At 69.1% G+C, this 18,925-nt stretch carries 16 protein-coding genes; 4 read left to right on the top strand and 12 right to left on the bottom strand.

Annotated elements, in window-relative coordinates; all coding sequences use genetic code 11:
* Positions 1 to 66: 66 nt before the first annotated feature.
* Positions 67 to 726, top strand: coding sequence for a hypothetical protein (locus OG246_RS38215; RefSeq protein ID WP_266473581.1), 660 nt, complete (start codon positions 67 to 69; stop codon positions 724 to 726).
* 58 nt (positions 727 to 784) lie between these two features.
* On the opposite strand, the gene OG246_RS38220 is transcribed toward OG246_RS38215, so the two are convergent.
* The 9 genes from OG246_RS38220 to OG246_RS38260 form a co-directional block, all read right to left on the bottom strand.
* Positions 785 to 2,305 (bottom strand): NCS1 family nucleobase:cation symporter-1, encoded by a 1,521-nt coding sequence (locus tag OG246_RS38220; RefSeq protein ID WP_266473584.1) that lies wholly within the window; start codon positions 2,303 to 2,305, stop codon positions 785 to 787.
* 133 nt (positions 2,306 to 2,438) lie between these two features.
* Positions 2,439 to 3,461 carry a TIGR03842 family LLM class F420-dependent oxidoreductase gene (locus OG246_RS38225; protein ID WP_266473586.1) on the bottom strand — a complete coding sequence of 341 codons (1,023 nt, stop codon included), beginning with the start codon at positions 3,459 to 3,461 and terminating at the stop codon, positions 2,439 to 2,441.
* Positions 3,462 to 3,479: 18 nt separating this feature from the next.
* Positions 3,480 to 4,880, bottom strand: a complete 1,401-nt coding sequence (gene hydA, locus OG246_RS38230; RefSeq protein WP_266473589.1) for a dihydropyrimidinase — start codon at positions 4,878 to 4,880, stop codon at positions 3,480 to 3,482.
* Positions 4,881 to 5,019: 139 nt separating this feature from the next.
* Positions 5,020 to 5,862, bottom strand: coding sequence for a nitrilase-related carbon-nitrogen hydrolase (locus OG246_RS38235; RefSeq protein ID WP_266473591.1), 843 nt, complete (start codon positions 5,860 to 5,862; stop codon positions 5,020 to 5,022).
* A gap of 145 nt (positions 5,863 to 6,007) precedes the next feature.
* Entirely contained in the window at positions 6,008 to 7,564 is a 1,557-nt protein-coding gene (locus OG246_RS38240; RefSeq protein WP_266473592.1) for a PucR family transcriptional regulator, read from the bottom strand.
* 48 nt (positions 7,565 to 7,612) lie between these two features.
* Entirely contained in the window at positions 7,613 to 8,899 is a 1,287-nt protein-coding gene (locus tag OG246_RS38245; RefSeq protein WP_266473594.1) for an aspartate aminotransferase family protein, read from the bottom strand.
* Positions 8,896 to 9,738, bottom strand: a complete 843-nt coding sequence (locus OG246_RS38250; RefSeq protein ID WP_266473595.1) for a nitrilase-related carbon-nitrogen hydrolase — start codon at positions 9,736 to 9,738, stop codon at positions 8,896 to 8,898. The genes OG246_RS38245 and OG246_RS38250 overlap by 4 nt, the downstream gene beginning before the upstream one ends.
* Positions 9,739 to 9,924: 186 nt before the next feature.
* Positions 9,925 to 11,697 (bottom strand): hypothetical protein, encoded by a 1,773-nt coding sequence (locus tag OG246_RS38255; RefSeq protein ID WP_266473597.1) that lies wholly within the window; start codon positions 11,695 to 11,697, stop codon positions 9,925 to 9,927.
* A 174-nt stretch (positions 11,698 to 11,871) separates the two neighbouring features.
* Positions 11,872 to 12,123, bottom strand: a complete 252-nt coding sequence (locus OG246_RS38260; RefSeq protein ID WP_266473598.1) for a helix-turn-helix domain-containing protein — start codon at positions 12,121 to 12,123, stop codon at positions 11,872 to 11,874.
* Between the two features lie 32 nt (positions 12,124 to 12,155).
* On the opposite strand from OG246_RS38260, the gene map reads away from it, so the two are divergent.
* On the top strand, positions 12,156 to 12,923 hold the full coding sequence (map, locus tag OG246_RS38265) for a type I methionyl aminopeptidase (RefSeq protein ID WP_266473600.1): 768 nt from the start codon (positions 12,156 to 12,158) through the stop codon (positions 12,921 to 12,923).
* A gap of 62 nt (positions 12,924 to 12,985) precedes the next feature.
* On the opposite strand, the gene ggt is transcribed toward map, so the two are convergent.
* Positions 12,986 to 14,791: a gamma-glutamyltransferase gene (ggt, locus tag OG246_RS38270; RefSeq protein WP_266473601.1), complete on the bottom strand. Its 1,806-nt coding sequence runs from the start codon at positions 14,789 to 14,791 to the stop codon at positions 12,986 to 12,988.
* 104 nt (positions 14,792 to 14,895) lie between these two features.
* Between ggt and OG246_RS38275 the strand changes: the two genes are divergently transcribed.
* Positions 14,896 to 15,654, top strand: coding sequence for a hypothetical protein (locus OG246_RS38275; RefSeq protein WP_266473603.1), 759 nt, complete (start codon positions 14,896 to 14,898; stop codon positions 15,652 to 15,654).
* 116 nt (positions 15,655 to 15,770) lie between these two features.
* On the top strand, positions 15,771 to 17,342 hold the full coding sequence (locus OG246_RS38280; RefSeq protein ID WP_266473605.1) for an alpha/beta fold hydrolase: 1,572 nt from the start codon (positions 15,771 to 15,773) through the stop codon (positions 17,340 to 17,342).
* 51 nt (positions 17,343 to 17,393) lie between these two features.
* Here OG246_RS38280 and OG246_RS38285 read toward each other — a convergent pair whose 3' ends face one another.
* Positions 17,394 to 18,284, bottom strand: a complete 891-nt coding sequence (locus OG246_RS38285; RefSeq protein ID WP_266473608.1) for an amino acid ABC transporter permease — start codon at positions 18,282 to 18,284, stop codon at positions 17,394 to 17,396.
* The gene (locus OG246_RS38290) at positions 18,281 to 18,925 is read right to left on the bottom strand and encodes an amino acid ABC transporter permease (RefSeq protein ID WP_266473610.1); all 645 of its coding nucleotides are present in this window, start codon (positions 18,923 to 18,925) and stop codon (positions 18,281 to 18,283) included. The genes OG246_RS38285 and OG246_RS38290 overlap by 4 nt, the downstream gene beginning before the upstream one ends.

Genomic DNA, 18,925 nt, shown 5'->3' on the forward strand with positions numbered 1-18,925 from the left:
GTGTGACACTGGCGTCCCGTCCGCAGTGCGGACCACCTCCGCACCGTCCCCCACGAGAAGTGCGCCGTGCGTTCTCTTCCTTTGCCGCTCGCCCTCACCGCGCGTCTGCTGCCGGTCGCCGTGCTCGCCTCGGCGGGCTGGGCACTGACGTCCGGTCCGCTGGCCGCGACCCCGACCGCCGCCGAGGACAAATCGGCCCAAAAGCCTACGGATTCGGCTTCCGCGCCGTCGACGTCGGCGGCCACCAAGACGTACGCCGCATCGCCCGCACCCTGCGACAGCATGACCGAAAAGACGATCAAGTCGCTGGTCCCGGGCGCCAAGACGGCCGGCCAGGAGATCGCGTCGACCGACAAGTCCGTACGCCGCACCTGCTCCTGGAACGCACTCAAGGGGTTCGACTACCGCTGGCTCGACGTCTCGTTCGAGATCAAGGCGTCGGACGCGGCGGCGGAGACGTCCTACAAGGAGCGCGTCGCGGACAAGAGCGGTGGAGGAGCGGTCCCCGGCGTCGGCGACACGGGCTACTCCGTCGTGAACCTCACCACCGAGGACAAGCAGCAGACGCGCGAGGGAGTGGTGATCGTCCGCGCGTCCAACGCGCTGGTCGTCATCACGTACAACGGCAGCGACTTCGAGTCGAAGAAGGCGCCCAGCGCGGACGTGATCAACAAGGGTGCCATCAGCGCCGCCAAGGACGCGGTGGCCGCACTGGAGAAGACATAGCAGAGCTGACCGTCATCAAACGGTCAGCTCCACCCAAGCGTTCCTAAATGTTTCTAAATCAGACAGCGATCTTCCTCCGCCCACGCGACAGCATCAGCGCGAGGTACAGGACCATCGACGTCCCGAGCCCGACCGCCCAGCCGTAGTCGGCCAACGCGTCCAGCGCCGGAATGGGCCGTCCGTCGATCAGCGGATGGAAGTCGGCACCGCCGATGGCCAGGACGCCGCCGACCACGAAGGCCACGACCGCCCGCCAGTTCCAGCCGCCGTCGTACCAGTAGCGGCCGCCCGTGCTGTACAGGTCGGCGAGGTCCAGCTTGGTGCGGCGCAGGATCCAGTAGTCGGCGATGAGGATGCCCGCGACCGTGCCGAGCAGACCGCCCACCAGGCCGAGCCAGGTGAAGATGTAGCCCTGCGGGTCGGAGTACAGCTTCCACGGGAAGATCAGTACGCCGAGGACACAGGTGGTGAGGGCGCCCGCGCGGAAACTGATCTTCCTCGGCGCGATGTTGGAGAAGTCGAAGGCCGGCGAGACCAGGTTCGCCGCGACGTTCACGGACAGGGTCGCGACCAGCACGGTGACCAGCGCGAAGATGATGCCGAAGACGTTGTCGGTCTTGGCGGCCAGCTGGACCGGGTCCCAGATCGCCTCGCCGTACACCGCCTGCGAGCCCGAGGTGACCATGACGGACAGGAAGGCGAAGAGCGTCATGGTGGTGGGCAGGCCGAGCGCCTGACCCCAGGTCTGGGCCTTCTGGCTCTTGCCGTACCGGGTGAAGTCCGGGATGTTCAGCGACAGCGTGGACCAGAAGCCGATCATGCCCATGAGCGCGGGGGCGAACAGCGTCCAGAAGTCCGGACCCCAGCCGAGCTTGGACGGCTGGTCGAGCAGCGGGCCGAAGCCGCCCGCCTTGTCGCTCATCCACCACAGCATCACGCCGGCGCCGACGAGCACGAAGGGCGCCGCCCAGTTCTCGAAGCGGCGGATCGTCTCCATGCCCCGGTAGATGATGGCGACCTGGAGCACCCAGAAGATCGCGAAGGACAGCCACATGGTCCAGGCGTAGCCGCCGACATGGCCTGCGTTGGCCCAGCTGTCGCCGAAGAGCTTCCCGGCGAGGAAGAAGATCGCCTCGCCGCCGATCCAGGTCTGGATGCCGAACCAGCCGCAGGCCACCAACGCCCGTACGACAGCTGGCAGGTTGGCGCCGCGGACACCGAACGAGGCACGGGCGAAGACCGGGAAGGGTATGCCGTACTTGGGTCCCGCGTGCCCGGTGAGCAGCATCGGGACGAGCACGATCAGGTTGGCCAGCGCGATGGTGAAGACGGCCTGCTTCCAGTCCATGCCGACGGCTATCAGACCGGAAGCCAGCGTCCAGGAAGCGGTGTTGTGGGCCATGCCGACCCAGAGCGCCGAGAAGTTGTACGTGGTCCAGGTGCGCTTCTCGACCGGGACCGGCAGCAGGTCCTCGTTGGCGTAGGGGCCGCTCGGCGCGGGGGCTATCTCCACCCGGCCGTCCGGGAGGGTGACTTGAGCGGGGGGCGGCGAACTTTCGGTGGGGACGGTCTCGGTCATGGGCAGGCCAATCGAGTGAGGAGTGGCGGGAAAGGCCGTGCGGGGCGTCTGGGGGGTGCGCGGGGAGCGCCCTGATCCCCTTCCCGGGACGGCGGGAAGGGGAGAACGGGGAGGGGGTTCAAGTACCCCTGTACTACTGGGCGTTGAGGGCCGGGATGACCTTCGTCCCGTACGCGTCGATGGTGGCCTCCTGCGCGTCGTGCATGTCGTACACCGCGAACTGGTCGACGCCCAGCTCGCGCAGCGCGTTCAGCTTCTCGATGTGCTGCTCGGCCGTGCCGATCAGGCAGAACCGGTCGACGATCTCGTCGGGCACGAACTTGGTGTCGGGGTTGTCGCTGCGGCCGTGGTGCGAGTAGTCGTAGCCCTCACGGGCCTTGATGTATTCGGTGAGTTCGTCGGGTACGGCGGCCGAGTGCTCGCCGTACTTGGAGACGAGGTCGGCGACGTGGTTGCCGACCATGCCGCCGAACCAGCGGCACTGCTCACGTGCGTGGGCGAGCGCCTCGGGCGAGTCGTCCGCGGTGATGTACGCGGGCGCCGCCACACAGATCTTGACCTCGGACGGGTCACGCCCAACCGCCACGGCCGCGTCCTTCACGGCCTTGACCATGTACTCGGTGAGGTACAGATCAGCGAGCTGGAGGATGAACCCGTCGGCCTCCTCGCCGGTCATCTTCAGGGCCTTGGGGCCGTACGCGGCCATCCAGACCGGGAGTTCGGCACCGGGCTTGACCCAGGGGAACTTGATGACGGTGCCGCCGAGGTCGGCCTCGTCACCACGCCCGAGGGCACGGATGACCTTCATGGCGCCGCTGATGCGGGCCAGGGTGTTGGGCTTGCGTCCGGCGACGCGCATCGCCGAGTCACCGCGTCCGATGCCGCACACCGTGCGGTTTCCGTACATGTCGTTGAGCGTCGCGAAGGTGGAGGCGGTGACCTCCCAGGTACGGGTGCCCGGGTTGGTGACCATCGGGCCGACCGTCAACTTCTCGGTGTTCGCGAGGATCTGACTGTAGATCACAAAGGGTTCCTGCCACAGCACGGCGGAGTCGAAGGTCCAGCCGTACGTGAAGCCGTTGCCCTCGGCCCGCTTCATCAGGTCGATGACGCGGGAGGCAGGTGGGTCTGTCTGCAGGACGAGTCCGAAGTCCATGGCGCCGCTCCTGGTCGCTCAGAGAAGGTACTGACAGGTGGAGCGGGGGGTGTAGACGCCGTGACCCGCGCGTCCGGTGAACTCCCGCTCGGTGATGACGAGTTCGCCCCGCGAGAGCACGGTCTCGACCCGGCCGGTGATGCGCTTTCCCTCGTACGCCGAGTAGTCGACGTTCATGTGGTGCGTCTCCACCGACAGGACCTGCTCGGCATGCGGGTCGTAGATGACGACGTCGGCGTCGGCGCCCGGCGCGATCGTGCCCTTCTTCGGGTACAGGCCGAACATCCGGGCCGGGGTCGCGCAGGCGATCTCGATCCAGCGGCGGCGCGTGATGTGCCCGTCGACGACGGCCTGGTGGAGCAGGTCCATACGGTTCTCGACACCCGGAAGCCCGTTGGGGATCTTCGAGAAGTCGCCGCGGCCCAGTTCCTTCTGACCGACGAAGCAGAAGGGGCAGTGGTCGGTGGAGACGACCTGGAGGTCGTTCGTACGCAGTCCGCGCCACAGTGCGGCCTGGTGCTCCTTGGGCCTCAGCGGCGTGGAGCACACGTACTTCGAGCCCTCGAAGTCGGGCTCGGCCAGGTTGTCCGTCGACAGGAACAGGTACTGCGGGCAGGTCTCGCCGAAGACGTTCAGGCCCTCGTCGCGCGCCCGTGCCAGCTCGGCGACCGCCTGCTGCGCCGAGACGTGCACGACGTACAGGGGCGCTCCGGCCACCTGGGCGAGCTTGATGGCACGGTGGGTGGCCTCGGCCTCCAACAGCGCCTTGCGCACTTCCCCGTGGAAGCGGGGGTCGGTCTCACCACGGGACAGCGCCTGCTCCACGAGCACGTCGATCGCGATGCCGTTCTCGGCGTGCATCATGATCAGGCCGCCGTTCTCGGCGGAGCGCTGCATGGCGCGCAGGATCTGGCCGTCGTCGCTGTAGAAGACGCCGGGGTAGGCCATGAACTGCTTGAAGGAGGTGACGCCCTCCTCGACGAGCAGGTCCATCTCCTTGAGCGTCTCCTGGTTGACGTCGGAGACGATCATGTGGAAGGCGTAGTCGATGGCGCACTTGCCGTCGGCCTTGGCGTTCCAGGCGTCGAGGCCCTCGCGCAGGGAGTGGCCCACGCTCTGCACCGCGAAGTCGACGATGGTGGTGGTGCCGCCCCAGGCCGCGGCCCGGGTGCCCGTCTCGAAGGTGTCGGAGGCGAAGGTGCCGCCGAACGGCAGCTCCATGTGGGTGTGCGCGTCGACGCCGCCCGGGATGACGTACTTGCCGGTGGCGTCTATGGTCCGCTCGGCCGTCCACGCGTCGGCTGCCGGGGTGCCGGTCGCGGCAAGAGCAGCGATGCGGCCGTCCTCGATCAGGACGTCGGCATGGATCTCGTCGGACGCGGTGACGACCAGGCCACCTCGGATGACGGTACGGCTCATGCTCCCTCTCCTTCCGGTCGTGCGTGCACTGAGGGAATACCGAAGCTGTTAGGGACTGAGGTCAACACTGTTTCCTGGTAAGCAAATTGGCCCCGCGGGCCCGACCCCCCGTGAGCCGGGCCCGCGGAGTTCGACGCGGCTACGGAGCCGTCAGCGGCCCGTACGCCCCGGGAGCGCGGTCCCGGTAGAACTGCCAGCGGTCGCGCACCTCGCGGAGCTTGGCGAGGTCCAGGTCGCGGACGACGAGTTCCGTCTCCTTGTCGCTGGCCACCTCGCCGACGAACTGGGCTTCCGGGTCCACGAAATATGAGGTCCCGTAGAAGTCGTTGTCGCCGTACTCCTCGACGCCCACCCGGTTGATCGCGCCCACGAAGTACTCGTTGGCGACGGCCGCGGCCGGCTGCTCCAGCTGCCACAGGTAGCCGGACAGACCGCGCGAGGTGGCCGAGGGGTTGAAGACGATCTCGGCACCCGCGAGACCCAGCGCACGCCAGCCCTCGGGGAAGTGCCGGTCGTAGCAGATGTAGACACCGATCTTCCCGACTGCGGTGTCGAAGATCGGCCAGCCCGAGTTGCCCGGCCGGAAGTAGAACTTCTCCCAGAATCCCGGCACTTGGGGGATGTGGGTCTTGCGGTACTTGCCCAGGTACGAGCCGTCGGCGTCGATCACCGCCGCGGTGTTGTACAGGACACCGGGCTGCTCCTCCTCGTACATCGGCAGTACGAGGACGATGCCCAGTTCCTTGGCCAGCGCCTGGAAGCGCTGGACGATCGGGCCTTCGGGGATCTGCTCGGCGTACTCGTAGAACGCCTTGTCCTGGACCTGGCAGAAGTACGGCCCGTAGAACAGCTCCTGGAAGCACAGGACTTGGGCGCCCTGCGCGGCCGCGTCGCGTGCCGCCTGCTCGTGGACCTGGATCATCGATTCTTTGTCGCCGGTCCACGCGGTCTGGAAGACGGCGGCTCGGATCACTCTGCTCATCGGGACCTCCGGTCGCTCGGTGTGCGAGGAGCCTAAGAAGTCCTGGAGCCGGGTTTGAGTTGCACCGTGTCACGTCTGAAGCGTTCTGCCGTTCCACGGTGTCACCTCCGCGTCGTCTCATGTTTCACCTGAGTCGTACTGTGTTTCATCGTTGTTGCGCGTCGTGCGCGAGCAGCGCGATGTGTACGGACGCGGCCTGCTCGAAGTCGTCGAGGTCGACGCCTAGACGTGCCTCTATGGCCTCCAGACGGCGGTACAGCGCGGGCCTGCTGACATGGTGGAGCTGCGCGGTGCGCGACTTGTTGCGGCCGGTCGCGAGATACGTCCGCAGCACGGGCAGCAGCTCCGACTCCGCGTCCGCGCCGCACAGGAGTCCGTCCAACTCCCGCTCGGCGAAGGACTGTACGTGCGGGTCGTCCCGCAACAGCCTTACGAGGCCGCGCAGATGGACATCGCGGAGGCGTACGAGCACCGGCTGGTCCTGGTCTGCGGGCGCGTCGGCGGCGGCCTCGGCGACATGCAGGGCCTCGCGCAAACCGGCGGGGACGTCGTCCCAGGCCGTACGGGGGGACGCGGCCGCCACGGTCGTGCGGACGCCCGTCTCGTGCCGCAGCCGTACGGCGAAGTGCGTGGCCAGCGCCTCCGCGTCCTGGTCCCTGGCGAGGCTGAGCAGCACGGCGGTGGCTCCGTCCGCGAGCTCGGCCACCAGCCCGGGAAGCCCCAACAGCCGTAGAACCCGGTCGAGTTGGGCCGGATCACCGTCCCTCACCACCAACGGCACGAACGCCCGCCGGTTGACGGGCAGCCCGGCCGCCCGCGCCCTCGGAAGGAGCTGCCGAGCCGGTACGACACCGCTCACCAGGTCGGTCAGCAGGCTCTGCGCGGACTGCTCCTCCCAGGTGTGCACGGAGCCGCCGAGCATCCGGTGCAGGACCAGGGCCTCGGCGGCACGGTCGGCGAGCAGCCGCCCGGTGGCGGCGTCACCGCGGTACCCGCACAGCACGATGCGGCCCCAGCGCTCACCGCGCCCGCCCAGCTCGGCCCTGATCCACCCGTCACCCTCGCTCCCGCCCGCCTGCCGGGAGATGCGCTCCCAGTCACGCAGCACGTCGTCCACGGCGGACCGCTCCCCCGCCGTGGCGAGAACCCGGTGGGCGAGGTTGGTGACGACGACGGGACAGGCCGCGTGCCCGGCGATCTCGTCGAGCATCCGTTGCAGCGGCGCGCCCGAGGTGATGAGCCCGGTGAGCGCGGTCCGTACGGCCTCGGAGAGGCTCACCGCCGCGAACTTGCTCCTGACAAGGCGTGATTGGACCTCCTCCGTCAACTCGGCGAAGGGAAAGGGCCGGTGGAGCACCACCATCGGAAGCCCGCACCGCTCGGCCGCCCGGCACATCACGTCCGGCGGCGCGGGGAAGGCCCGGCCGAGTCCGAGGACGACGGCCGCGGCCTCCGCGCGGTGCAGCGAACGGATGTACTCGGCCTGTGCCTCCACGTCGCCGGCGAGCAACACCCCGGTGGTGAGCACCATTTCGCCGCCCGTGAGCATCACACCGACATCGGCGGCCTCGGCGACGTGCACCCAGCGCACGGCCCGGTCGAGATGGCTCGCGCCGGCCACCACCTCGGGCTCTCCGGCGAGCACCCGGTCCATGGTGAGGACCTGGCGTACCGACAGGGCGGGTTCCAAGGCGGTGGTCATGGGCGACGTTCCCTTGCTCAGTCCTACTGGGTGCTACACCACTCAGCTCTACTGGGTGGCACGCCGCAGCGCGCGCTCCAGGATCGCCGCGCCCTCCTCCGCCTCCGCGACGGTGAGGGACAGCGGCGGCGCGATGCGCAGCACGCTGGTGTTGTGACCGCCGCCCTTGCCGATCAACAGGCCTTCTTCCCGGGCCGCTTCGAGCACGGCCGCGGCACCTTCGGGATTCGCCTCGTCCGTGCCGGGCTTGACCAGCTCGATGCCGATCATCAACCCGCGGCCACGGACCTCCCGTACGCCGTCCAGTTGCGCGGCGATCGCCCGCAGCCGCTCGATGAGCAGTCCGCCGACGCGCCGGGCGTTGCCCTGGAGGTCGTGCTCGAGGAGGTACGTGAGGTTCGCGAGCCCCGCCGCCATCGTGACCGGCGAGCCGCCGAAGGTCGAAATGGAGTTGGAGTCGAGGCAGTTCATGATCTCGGCGCTCGCCACCACACCGCCGATGGACGTGCCGTTGCCGATGCCCTTGGCGAAGGTGAGCATGTCCGGCGGACCCGAGGCGGCGTGCGCCTGCCAGCCCCAGAAGTGCTCGCCCGTCCGCCCCCAGCCGGTCTGCACCTCGTCGGAGATCCAGAGGATGCCGCGCTCGCGCAGCACCTCGCGGAAGGCCGCGAACAGACCGTCGGGCGGTGCCGTGAAGCCGCCGACGCCCTGGATGGGCTCGGCGATCAGCGCCGCGGGCGACCGCACGTGACCGAGCAGGTCCTCCAGGTCGGCGACACAGGCCGCGATGAACTCGTCGTCGCTGAGATCGGCGTACGGGCCACGGGTGCGGACGCCGCCATGGACGTACAGCGTCTGGAGGGGTGACAGCGAGGTCGGCGACCAGCCCTTGTTCCCGGTGATGCCGACCGTGGTGAACGAGCGGCCGTGGTAGCTGTTGCGCATCGCCAGGATCTGGTTGCTCTGCCGGTAGGCGGTGGCGAGCAGGAGAGCCGTGTCGTTGGCCTCGGTGCCGGAGGTGGTGAAGAAGACGCGTGCGTCCGGGATGCCGGACAAGTGGGCGATCCGCTCGGCGAGTTCGACCATCGGCCGGTTGAGGTAGAGCGTGGAGGAGTGGATGATCCGCCCCGCCTGCTCGCTCACCGCCTTCGTCACCTCGGGCAGCGCGTGCGCGGTCATCGTGGTGAGGATGCCGCCGAAGAAGTCGAGGTACTTGTTGCCCTTGGCGTCCCAGACGTGCCGGCCCTCACCGTGGGTGATCTCGATCGGGTCCTCGTAGTAGAGGGCGAGCCAGTCGGGCAGGACGGCCTTGTGGCGCGCGTACAGGTCGGTCACGGCTGCACCAGCCCTTCGTACGCGTCGGGACGCCGGTCGCGGTAGAACGCCCACTGCTGGCGCACTTCCTCGATCAGGTCGAAGTCGAGATCACGGACGATGAGCTCCTCGGCCTTGTCGCTCGCCGTCTCGCCCACGAACTGTCCGCGCGGGTCGACGAAGTACGAGGTCCCGTAGAAGTCGTTGTCCCCGTACTCCTCCTGCCCGACCCGGTTGATCGCGGCGATGAAGTACTCGTTGGCGACGGCCGCGGCGGGCTGCTCCAGCTGCCAGAGGTGGGAGGAGAGACCGCGGGAGGTCGCGGACGGGTTGTACACGAGCTGGGCGCCGTTGAGACCGAGCTGCCGCCAGCCTTCGGGGAAGTGCCGGTCGTAACAGATGTAGACACCGATGCGGCCCACCGCGGTGTCGAAGACGGGCCAGCCCAGGTTCCCCGGTTTGAAGTAGTACTTCTCCCAGAAGCCCTTCACCTGGGGGATGTGGTGCTTGCGGTACTTGCCCAGATAGGTGCCGTCGGCGTCGATCACGGCCGCGGTGTTGAAGTAGAAGCCGGACTGCTCGACCTCGAACACGGGCACGACGATGACCATGCCGGTCTCGCGAGCGAGCTCCTTCATACGCGTGACGGTGGGCCCGTCGGGCACGGGCTCCGCCCAGCTGTAGTGCTCTGGCTCCTGGACCTGGCAGAAGTAGGGGGCGTTGAAGACTTCCTGGAAGCCGATGATCTTGGCGCCCTGCCGGGCCGCCTCGCGGGCGTGCTCCTCATGCTTGGCGACCATGGATGCGGTGTCGCCGGTCCAGGTGGCCTGGACGAGAGCGGCGCGTACGACGTTGGCCATGAGCTGCTCCTTCGACAGGGACGTCAGAGAGCTTCTACGCCCGTAGACAAAGGCGGTAGAGGCTCGAAAGTAAGCCCACTGAACAGCCTTGCCAAGACCATCGTCGTTAACCCGCTGAGTCGATCACGTTTCGCACCTCTTGTGGGTGAGCGCGCGGCCACGCGCGCGTGGCCCGCGCCGGACCTGTCAGGCGGTGAATCCGGCGACCCGGAGAGCGTGCACGAGATCCCAGTGGCGCTCCTCGGACACGCCCTTGGCGGCCTCCAGGAGGAGCGGTACCAGCCGCTGCGGGTCCGCTTCCGCGCTGCGGGCCGCCTCCTCCGGGGTGCGCATCCGTACGTACGCGCCGAGGAGTGCGCCGATCTCCCGGCGGCGGCCCTCCTCGGCGAGGCTCAGGACGGCGGCCCCGATCTCCGGCGCGGGGCGGGCGACACCCTGGCGCAGCATCTGCTGTCCGTCGACCTTGCGCCCCGCGACCACGAGCGCGTCCGCGGCGGCGACCAGCCGGTCGGCGGGCAGCGAGGCGGCCTCCCACAGCAGGGTGGCCCAGTCGGCGTCGAGGCCCGCCCGGTGCAGTTCGGCGGCGAGCAGCGGAAAACGGGCGGCCGGCCAGTACGCGGCCTCCACGAGCACGGCGTGCGCCTCGCCGCTCCGGCCCTCGCTGCGCAGCCGGATCAGCGTCCGGATCGTCTCGACGGTGTCCTGCCGCGCCTCGTCGTCCATCGGCTGCGTCCGCGGCTGCGCAGGCTCCTCCGCGACCCCCGCGAAACGGGCGCCACGGGGGCTACGGCCGCCTCTCGCGGCCGGAGCGGGCACGGAGGGCGCCGCCGCCTCGGGGACGCCCACGGGAGCCGTCTCCGCCTCCGCCTCCATCATTCCGGCGAAGCGGGCACTGCCACGGGTACGGCGCTTCGAGCGCTGCTTGGTGGTGGGGGTGGGGGGTGTGTGGTCCTCGGCGGGGGGCTGGGGGGTGTCGGACTGCGCGGAGGACGCGAGGGGCGCGAGGAAGTTGTCGGGTTGCGCGGTGGGGGCGTGCGCGCCGTCGCGGTGCCGATCAGGGGCTTGCGCGCCGTCGCTTTGCGCGGAAGCGGCGCGGGAGCTGTCGTCGCGGCGCGGGGCGGGGGCGTACGCGCTGTCGCGCTGGGTGTGCTGGGCGTACGCGCCGGAGCGGGAGGGCGCTCCCGAGATCCCCCCGTCGTCCGGCATCCCGGGATCCGCGAACGGCGACCGCGGCCCCGTCTGCTCCGGAATGCCCGAGCGCCGACGACCCTGCCCCGGTCCCGGCGCCCCGTGCCCCGCCTCCGCCGGCCGCTCCGCAGCCCCTTGCCGGGCAACGCCGCCACCCGACGGCTGAGCCCCACCCTCACGCTCCCGCATCCGAAGGACGTCCCCGGCGGTACCGGTGGCACCGGCCGGGAAGTTCAGTGCGCCCTCGGCATGGGTGCGAAGATCGCGCCGATCGAGGTTCTCCATGCGGCGGCGGATCTCCGCGCAGCGGGCGGTGGCCCGTTCATGGTCGTCGTGGGCCCAGGCGAGGTCGAGCCGGATCGAGTCGGCCTCCTCCTGGGAGGCGGCCGAGCGGAGCAGCCGGCTCAGTTCCACCTGGCGCTCCGCGGCGTAGCGCTGTTCGCGGAGCAGGACGTCGAGACGGTCGCCGAGATTGTCACGGCCGCCGGGCCGACCGTCGTACGCGGCGAGCGAGGCACCGTGCAGGGCGCGGGCGCGCTCGGTCTCCTGGGCTGCGGCCCGGTCACCGTACTCAGCCGCGACGTCCTGAAGGAGCGCCTCCACGACGTCCCAGGGCGGAACCTCCCACCCGTCCAGGCAGGCACGCATACCGTCGGGATCGCGCTGCCAGAACACTCCGCACCAGCCACCGCCCTGGTCGAGCCGTTCCATCAGCGTATTCAGAAACCTCGCGAACTCCCCTACCTGAACCGGGAGTTGTTCCACAGCCATCACACAACTCCCGCCAGACTGGAGTGCCCTGATCCGGTAGAAAACACCCTCCGTGTTACGGAAGGGCTACGAAGAGTTTTCGGACCGGACGCAGAGTCCTGTGATCCCACTGGGAGTTGACGTGATCCCACGGGAAGCCCGAGCGGGCCGGCGGGCCCCGAAAGGCGGCCCCGGTCACACCCCGACCGGCACACACTCCCCCGCGAGGTCGTCCATGGACAGGCCGAGCGCCCGCGCAAGCGCCGCCACCGTGAAGAAGGCGGGGGTGGGCGCCCGCCCGGTCTCGATCTTGCGCAGCGTCTCGGCGGAGATCCCGGCGTGCGCCGCGACATGAGCCATGCTCCGCCCGCCGCGGGCCTCACGCAGCAGCCGCCCGAGCCGCTCGCCGCGCTCACGCTCTTCAGGAGTCAGGGGGTTACGGACCATGCCCCCATACTAATACCGGTATAGTAATTGGCATGGTGGAACTGAAGACGGACACATCTATCGACGAAATGTACGAGGCGGGCCAGGTCGTGGGCCGAGCCCTCACGGCGGTACGCGAGGCCGCTGACGTGGGCGTCTCACTACTGGAACTGGACGAGCTCGCGCACCAGGTGCTGCGGGACGCGGGCGCGAGCTCCCCCTTCCTCGGCTACCGCCCCTCCTTCGCGCCCACCCCGTTCCCCGCCGTCATCTGCGCCTCCGTGAACGACGCGATCGTGCACGGCATCCCGACCGGCTACCGGCTGCACGACGGCGACCTGGTCTCCATCGACTTCGGCGCCCAGCTCGGCGGCTGGGCGGGGGACTCGGCGATCAGTTTCACCGTGGGAACGCCGCGCGCCGCCGACGTACGCCTCATCGAGGCCGCCGAGCGCGCACTCGCGGCGGGCATCGAGGCGGCCGTGGTCGGCAACCGCATCGGGGACATCGCGCACGCCATCGGCACGGTGTGCCGCGCGGCGGGGTACGGCATCCCGCAGGGCTTCGGCGGCCACGGCATCGGCCGCCGTATGCACGAGGACCCGCCCGTCCCGAACGAGGGCCGCCCCGGCCGCGGACTCCCCCTCCGCCACGGCATGGTCCTCGCCATCGAGCCCATGCTCATCGGCGGCGGCACCGACGGCTACCACGAGGACACCGACGGCTGGACCCTCCGCACGAACGACCGCTCCCGCGCGGCCCACGCGGAACACACCGTGGCGATCACGGACGCGGGCCCCCGCATCCTGACGGCACGCTGACGACCGCACCCACAACCGGTGAGGCGGACGGCCCTGCCGCCCGCCTCACCGCCACGTCACCGCTACGAGGCCGGCCGCACGACCATCGCCGACCCGCCACCCCGCCGTACGGTCTCCGCCGCCGCGAGCCACTGCCCGTTAGGCAGCCGCTGTACGCCCGTCGCCGCACCGATCTCGGGGTTCTGCCGGAAGGCCTGGCCGACCGACTCCAGCTGCGCCTTCAACGGGCTGTTCCACAGGCCCGGTTCGAGCTCGGTGGTGGTCTGGTTGCGCTGGCTGGCGCGCGGCGCCGCGATCGCGTCCACCAAGGGGAGACCCCGGTCGACGACGCCTGTAAGGGTCTGCAGCACGGTCGTGATGATGGTCGCGCCGCCCGGTGAACCGAGCGCCACTACCGGCTTGTTGTGCTGGTCGAGGACGATCGTCGGCGAGATCGACGAGCGCGGCCGCTTGCCAGGGCCGGGCAGGTTCGGGTCGGGCACGGCCGGGTTCGCCGGGGTGAAGGAGAAGTCCGTCAGCTCGTTGTTGAGGATGAAGCCGCGGTCCGGGACCGTGATGCCGCTGCCGCCGGTCTGCTCGATGGTCAGCGTGTACGCGACGACGTTGCCCCACTTGTCGGCCACCGTCAGGTGCGTGGTGTTCTCGCCCTCGTACGTCGTCGGAGCCGCCGTACCGGCCGTCGAGCAGGCCGCCGGATTGCGCGGGTCGCCCGGCGCGAGCGGACTCGTCAGCGTCGCGTCGTCCTTGATCAGGCATTCGCGCGAGTCGGCGTACTTCTGCGACAACAGTTCCTTCGTCGGTACGTCCTCGAAGGCGGGGTCGCCCACCCAGCGCCCCCGGTCCGCGAACGCGATCCGGCTCGCCTCGATGTAGCGGTGCAGGTACTCCGCCTCGCTCGCCTTCGAAAGGTCGGTGCTCTCAAGGATGTTGAGCGCCTCGCCGACCGTCGTACCGCCCGAGGAGGAGGGCGCGATCGAGTAGACGTTCAGACCGCGGTACGAAGTCTTCGTGGGCGCCTGCCGCTTCGCCTCGTACGCGGCGAGGTCTTCGAGCGACAGCCGGCCGGGGCGGGCGTTGTAGCCCGAACCCGGGTCCACCGGCGGATTGTTCACCGTGTCGACGATCTCCTTGCCGAGTTCGCCGTCGTAGATCGCGTCGACGCCCTCCTCGCCCAACTCCTCATAGGTACGCGCGAGATCGGGGTTCTTGAAGGTCGAGCCGACCACCGGGAGCGAGCCGTCGGGAAGGAAGAGCTCCGCGGTGTCCGGGAGTTTCTTGAACCGGGCCTGGTTGGACTCGGTCTGCGAGCGGAAGGTGGCGTCGACCGTGAAGCCGTCGCGCGCGATGCGTTCGGCGGGCTTCAGTACGGCGCTCAGGCGCTTGCTGCCCCAACTGTCCAGTGCCGTCTGCCAGGTTGCGGGCGTCCCGGGAGTGCCCACGCCCAGCCCGCTGGTGACGGCGTCCGCGAAGGCGATCGGCTGCCCGTTCTCCAGGAACAGACCGGAGTCTGCGGTCAGCGGCGCCGTCTCGCGGCCGTCGATCGTGTGGACCTTACGGGACTTGGCGTCGTAGTAGACGAAGTAGCCGCCTCCGCCGATGCCGGACGAGTACGGCTCGGTGACGCCGAGGGCCGCCGCCGTGGCGACCGCCGCGTCCACCGCGTTGCCGCCCTTCTTCAGGACCTCGATCCCGGCCGCGGAGGCATCCGCGTCGACGCTGGCCACCGCACCGCCGTAGCCGACGGCGACCGGCACCTTCTCCACTGCGGCCGAACCACCCGAGGCGGACGGTGGTGCCGCCGCGCCGACCGACACCACCGCGGCCGAAACCGCCAAGACCGCCAGATTCCGCGCAACAGGGCGACGCATCCGTACCTCCAGTCAACAACCGTCCGCGCAGCGTAACTTCAGCGAGGCTCTCCCGTCAGGACCCCCTCGAACACCGTTCCGGATTGCCGCTACCATGCGCGCCCATGAATGACGACGTGCGCAACATCGTCCTGGGCGTGCTCGCCGCCGGCATCAGCGCCGCGCTCGGCTGGGTCGCGCGGACCTATCTGTGGAAGCGGAAGCTCCGCCGCAAGCAGGCCTTCTTCGGGCTGCCGACCAACTCCGAGTCACTGCTGGTGGTCAACCGCGACGCGGGCAGCCCCGACCTCGCGGTGCACCGCTACGACGTGTTCGCGCTCCTGGAACTCTCCGCGCTCATCAAGGACTGCGGCTCCAACGCCCAGGTGATCACCCATGAAGCGGCCCGGCAGGGCTTCGGGGAGCGGACGGAGTTCTGCGTCGGCGGCCCGGGGTCGAATCGGCGCATGGCGGCCCATATGCAGGCCATGCTGCCCGGGGTCCGCGTGAACACCGACCCGGAACCGGTCCTGGACCGGCTGGCGTTCCAGGTCGGCAGCGAGCGCTACCGCATGGAGAAGGGCGTGACCGAGTACGTGCTGCTCGCCCGGCTGACAGCCGGCCAACCCGGCCTGTCCCGGCCCGTCTTCCTGTTCTGCGGCCAGCGCGCGATCACCAACCAGGCGGCCTCCCGCTACCTCGCCCGCAACCACGAACGGCTGGCCCGCAAGCACGGCAACAACTCCTTCGTCCTCCTCCTGAAGGTCGTGAACTCCCAGGCGTACGGCCCCGATGTCGTCGAACTCGTCGCGGACGTGACGCGCGCGGCGCAGGCCCCGCTGCCGGAGGCGACGGCTGCACGGAACTCCCATCGCGCCTCCTAGGTTTCATCACGTTTCAACAATCGTTACTGGCGCGTAACTTACCGACGGGTTACTTACGGTAAGAGACCGAGGTTACCGTCGGGTCACTTTGCACTTACACGAGTGAGGAGTGACCCGTGGGACACCCGCACAAGGCCCTGCGCACCACCGCCGTCGGCGTCGTCTCGGCGACCCTGATCGCCGGAACCACCCTCGGCCTGGCCCCCGCCGCCCAGGCCTCCACCACGGCGGGTGTCCGCTTCGTCGACATCGCCGGAGACGGCGGCACCATCCTCAAAGCCAACGTCATCACTCCCGCGGGCGCCGCCGGCACTCGCGGCTTCCCGCTCATCGTGCTGCCCACGAGCTGGGGCCTGCCTCAGGTCGAGTACCTCACCCAGGCCCAGAAGCTCGCGAACTCCGGCTACGTCGTGGTCAGTTACAACGTCCGCGGCTTCTGGCAGTCCGGCGGGGAGATAGAGGTGGCGGGCCCACCGGACGTGGCCGACGCGTCCAAGGTGATCGACTGGGCGCTCGCGAACACCCCGGCCGACGCCCAGAAGGTCGGCATGGCGGGCATGTCGTACGGCGCCGGCATCAGCCTGCTCGCCGCCGCGCACGACAAGCGGATCAAGGCGGTTGCCGCCCTCAGCGGCTGGGCGGACCTGATCGACTCCATCTACTCGGGCCGCACCCAGCACGCCCAGGCGGCCGCCCTGCTGGACGGCGCCGGCACCCTCACCGGCCGCCCCAGCGCCGAACTCCAGCAGGTGTTCAAGGACTTCTTCTCCTCGAACCTGTCCAAGGAGCCGGAACTCATCGCCTGGGGGAAGAAACGTTCCCCCCAGACGTACGTCGACCAGATCAACGCCAACGGCGCGGCAATCATGCTGGCCAACGGCTGGGGCGACACGATCTTCCCGCCGAACCAATACGTCAAGTTCTACGAGGAGTTGACCGGCCCGAAGCGGCTGGAGTACCGGCCGGGCGACCACGCGACCGCCGAGGTGACCGGTCTCTTCGGACTCCCCAACGACGTGTGGACGGACACCGGCCGCTGGTTCGACCACTACCTCAGGGGCGAGGACAACGGCATCGACCGCGAGCAGCCGGTCCAGCTCAAGTCCCGTTCCACGGGCGGCTACGAGGGCTACCCGGACTGGAAGTCGGTCGCCGCGACACGCAAGAAGATCGCCCTCGCCGGTTCGACCACGATCCGCGCGAACGTCGACTCGGGCGCGAACGGCGGAGTCATCTTCCTCTCCAGCATCCTCGACCAGATCGCCCAGCTGCCCCCGATGGCGTCGATCCCGCTGCTGCCGCGCCGCTGGGCGGCCGTCTGGCAGTCGGAGAAGTACGCGAGTGCCCAACAGGTGCGCGGAACCGCCAAGTTGCACACCACGGTCACCGCGACCAAGGAGAGCGGAACCCTCGTCGCGTACCTCTACGACGTGGGCCCGCTCGGCCTCGGCAAGCTGGTCAGCAACGCGCCGTACACCTTCCACGGGCAGACGCCCGGCAAGCCGTTCGGCGTCGACCTGGAGTTGTTCTCCACGGCCTACGACGTTCCGGCAGGGCATCGACTCGCCCTGGTCGTCGACACGGTCGACCCGCTCTACATCGAGCACAACCCGTCCGGCGCGCAGCTGACCTTCTCCTCACCGGAGCACGACCCGTCGTATGTGTCGGTGCCCCTGCGCAAGCAGTGATCTCCGGCTGCTGCCGCCGGCCGGGTCTGGCCCTGTGAGCTGCTGCTCCCCCTACAGTCTCGGGGCTGTGGGGGGACCCCCACCCTGCAGCAGCGTCCCTGGTTCGGCCGTTGCCACGTCCACGGCCTCGGTCTTGGGACTGCGCTGCTCCCGCCGGGACACCCATTGGGCGAACCAGCTGAGCAGCATGCACATCCCGATGTAGATCGGTGAGATCACCATCACCACGGGGATGAACGGCAAATCGTAGTCGAGGTTCGACGCGATCAGCTTCCCGGCATGGAGAAACTCTTCGTAGGTGATCAGATAGCCGAGCGAGGTGTCCTTCAGGGCCACCACTAGTTGGCTGATGATGGTGGGCAGCATGGACCGTACGGCCTGCGGTACGAGGACGTACGTCATGACCTGGGTCTTGCGCATGCCGAGCGCGAACGCGGCCTCCCGCTGGCCGCGTTCGACGGAGTTGACGCCCGAGCGGAAGACCTCGGCGAGCACCGAGCCGTTGTAGAGCGTGAGCCCGGCGACCAGTGCGGGCAGCGGCTGCACCTTGAGCGCCACGAAGATGAAGAAGATCATCACCAGGACCGGCATGGCGCGGAAGAACTCGACGAGCAGGGTGGAGATCCAGCGCACCGGCCTGTGGTCCGACAGCCGTCCCGTCGCGAGCACGGTGCCCAGAGCGAGGGACAGCACGGCGGCGATCGCGAAGGCCTTGAGCGTGTTGCCCAGGCCCCGCAGCAACAGCTCCTGGATTCCCTTGTATTCGAAGGGCATCCACTTCGTGTAGGTGAACTGGTCGGTGTCGAACAGGAGATACAGGAGCCAGCCGATGAGCCCGAGGATCACGGCGGTGGACAGGACGCCGTACATCCGGTGCCGTTGGCGGGTCTTGGGCCCGGGGATGTCGTAGAGGGCGGTGGATTCGGTGGCGGTGGCGGTCATCGGGCGACTCCCCAGCGCTTTTCGAGGATGTTGAAGACCGCGCTGATGGCGAGGGTGATGATCAAGTAGCCGACGGCGATCCAGACGAAGGTCCAGACGATGTTGTAGCCGAGTTCGCTGAGGGTCTTGTACGTGCCGAGCAGCTCGGTGACGCTGAACGCCCCCGCGATCGCCGAGTTCTTGGCAAGCGCGATGAGGGTGGAGCCGACCGGCGGGATCACCGAACGGAAGGCCTGCGGCAGGACGACCACGGACAGGGTCTGACTGAACGTCATACCGAGACTGCGGGCAGCCTCCCCCTGCCCCTTGGGCACGGTGTTGATGCCCGACCGCAGCGCCTCGCAGACGAACGCCGAGGTGTAGCAGCCGAGCGCCAGGATCGCGAACACCTCGAAGGGCAGCACGAGTCCGAAGCGGGGCAGACCGAGCAGCACCGCGAAGAACAGCAGGGTGAGCGGGGTGTTGCGGAGCACCGTCACCCACGCCGTACCGAGGGCCCGGAGCGAGCCGACCGGCGCGACCCGGAACGAGGCCATCAGGAACCCCAGAGCCAGTGCCAACAGCGAGGCGTAGACGGTGAGTTCGACGGTGCCGAGGAATCCGTCGACGAACGTGGAGAAGTTGTCTGTCAGTACGTTCAC

The sequence above is a fragment of the Streptomyces sp. NBC_00620 genome (assembly GCF_026341825.1).
Taxonomy (GTDB): Bacteria; Actinomycetota; Actinomycetes; order Streptomycetales; family Streptomycetaceae; genus Streptomyces.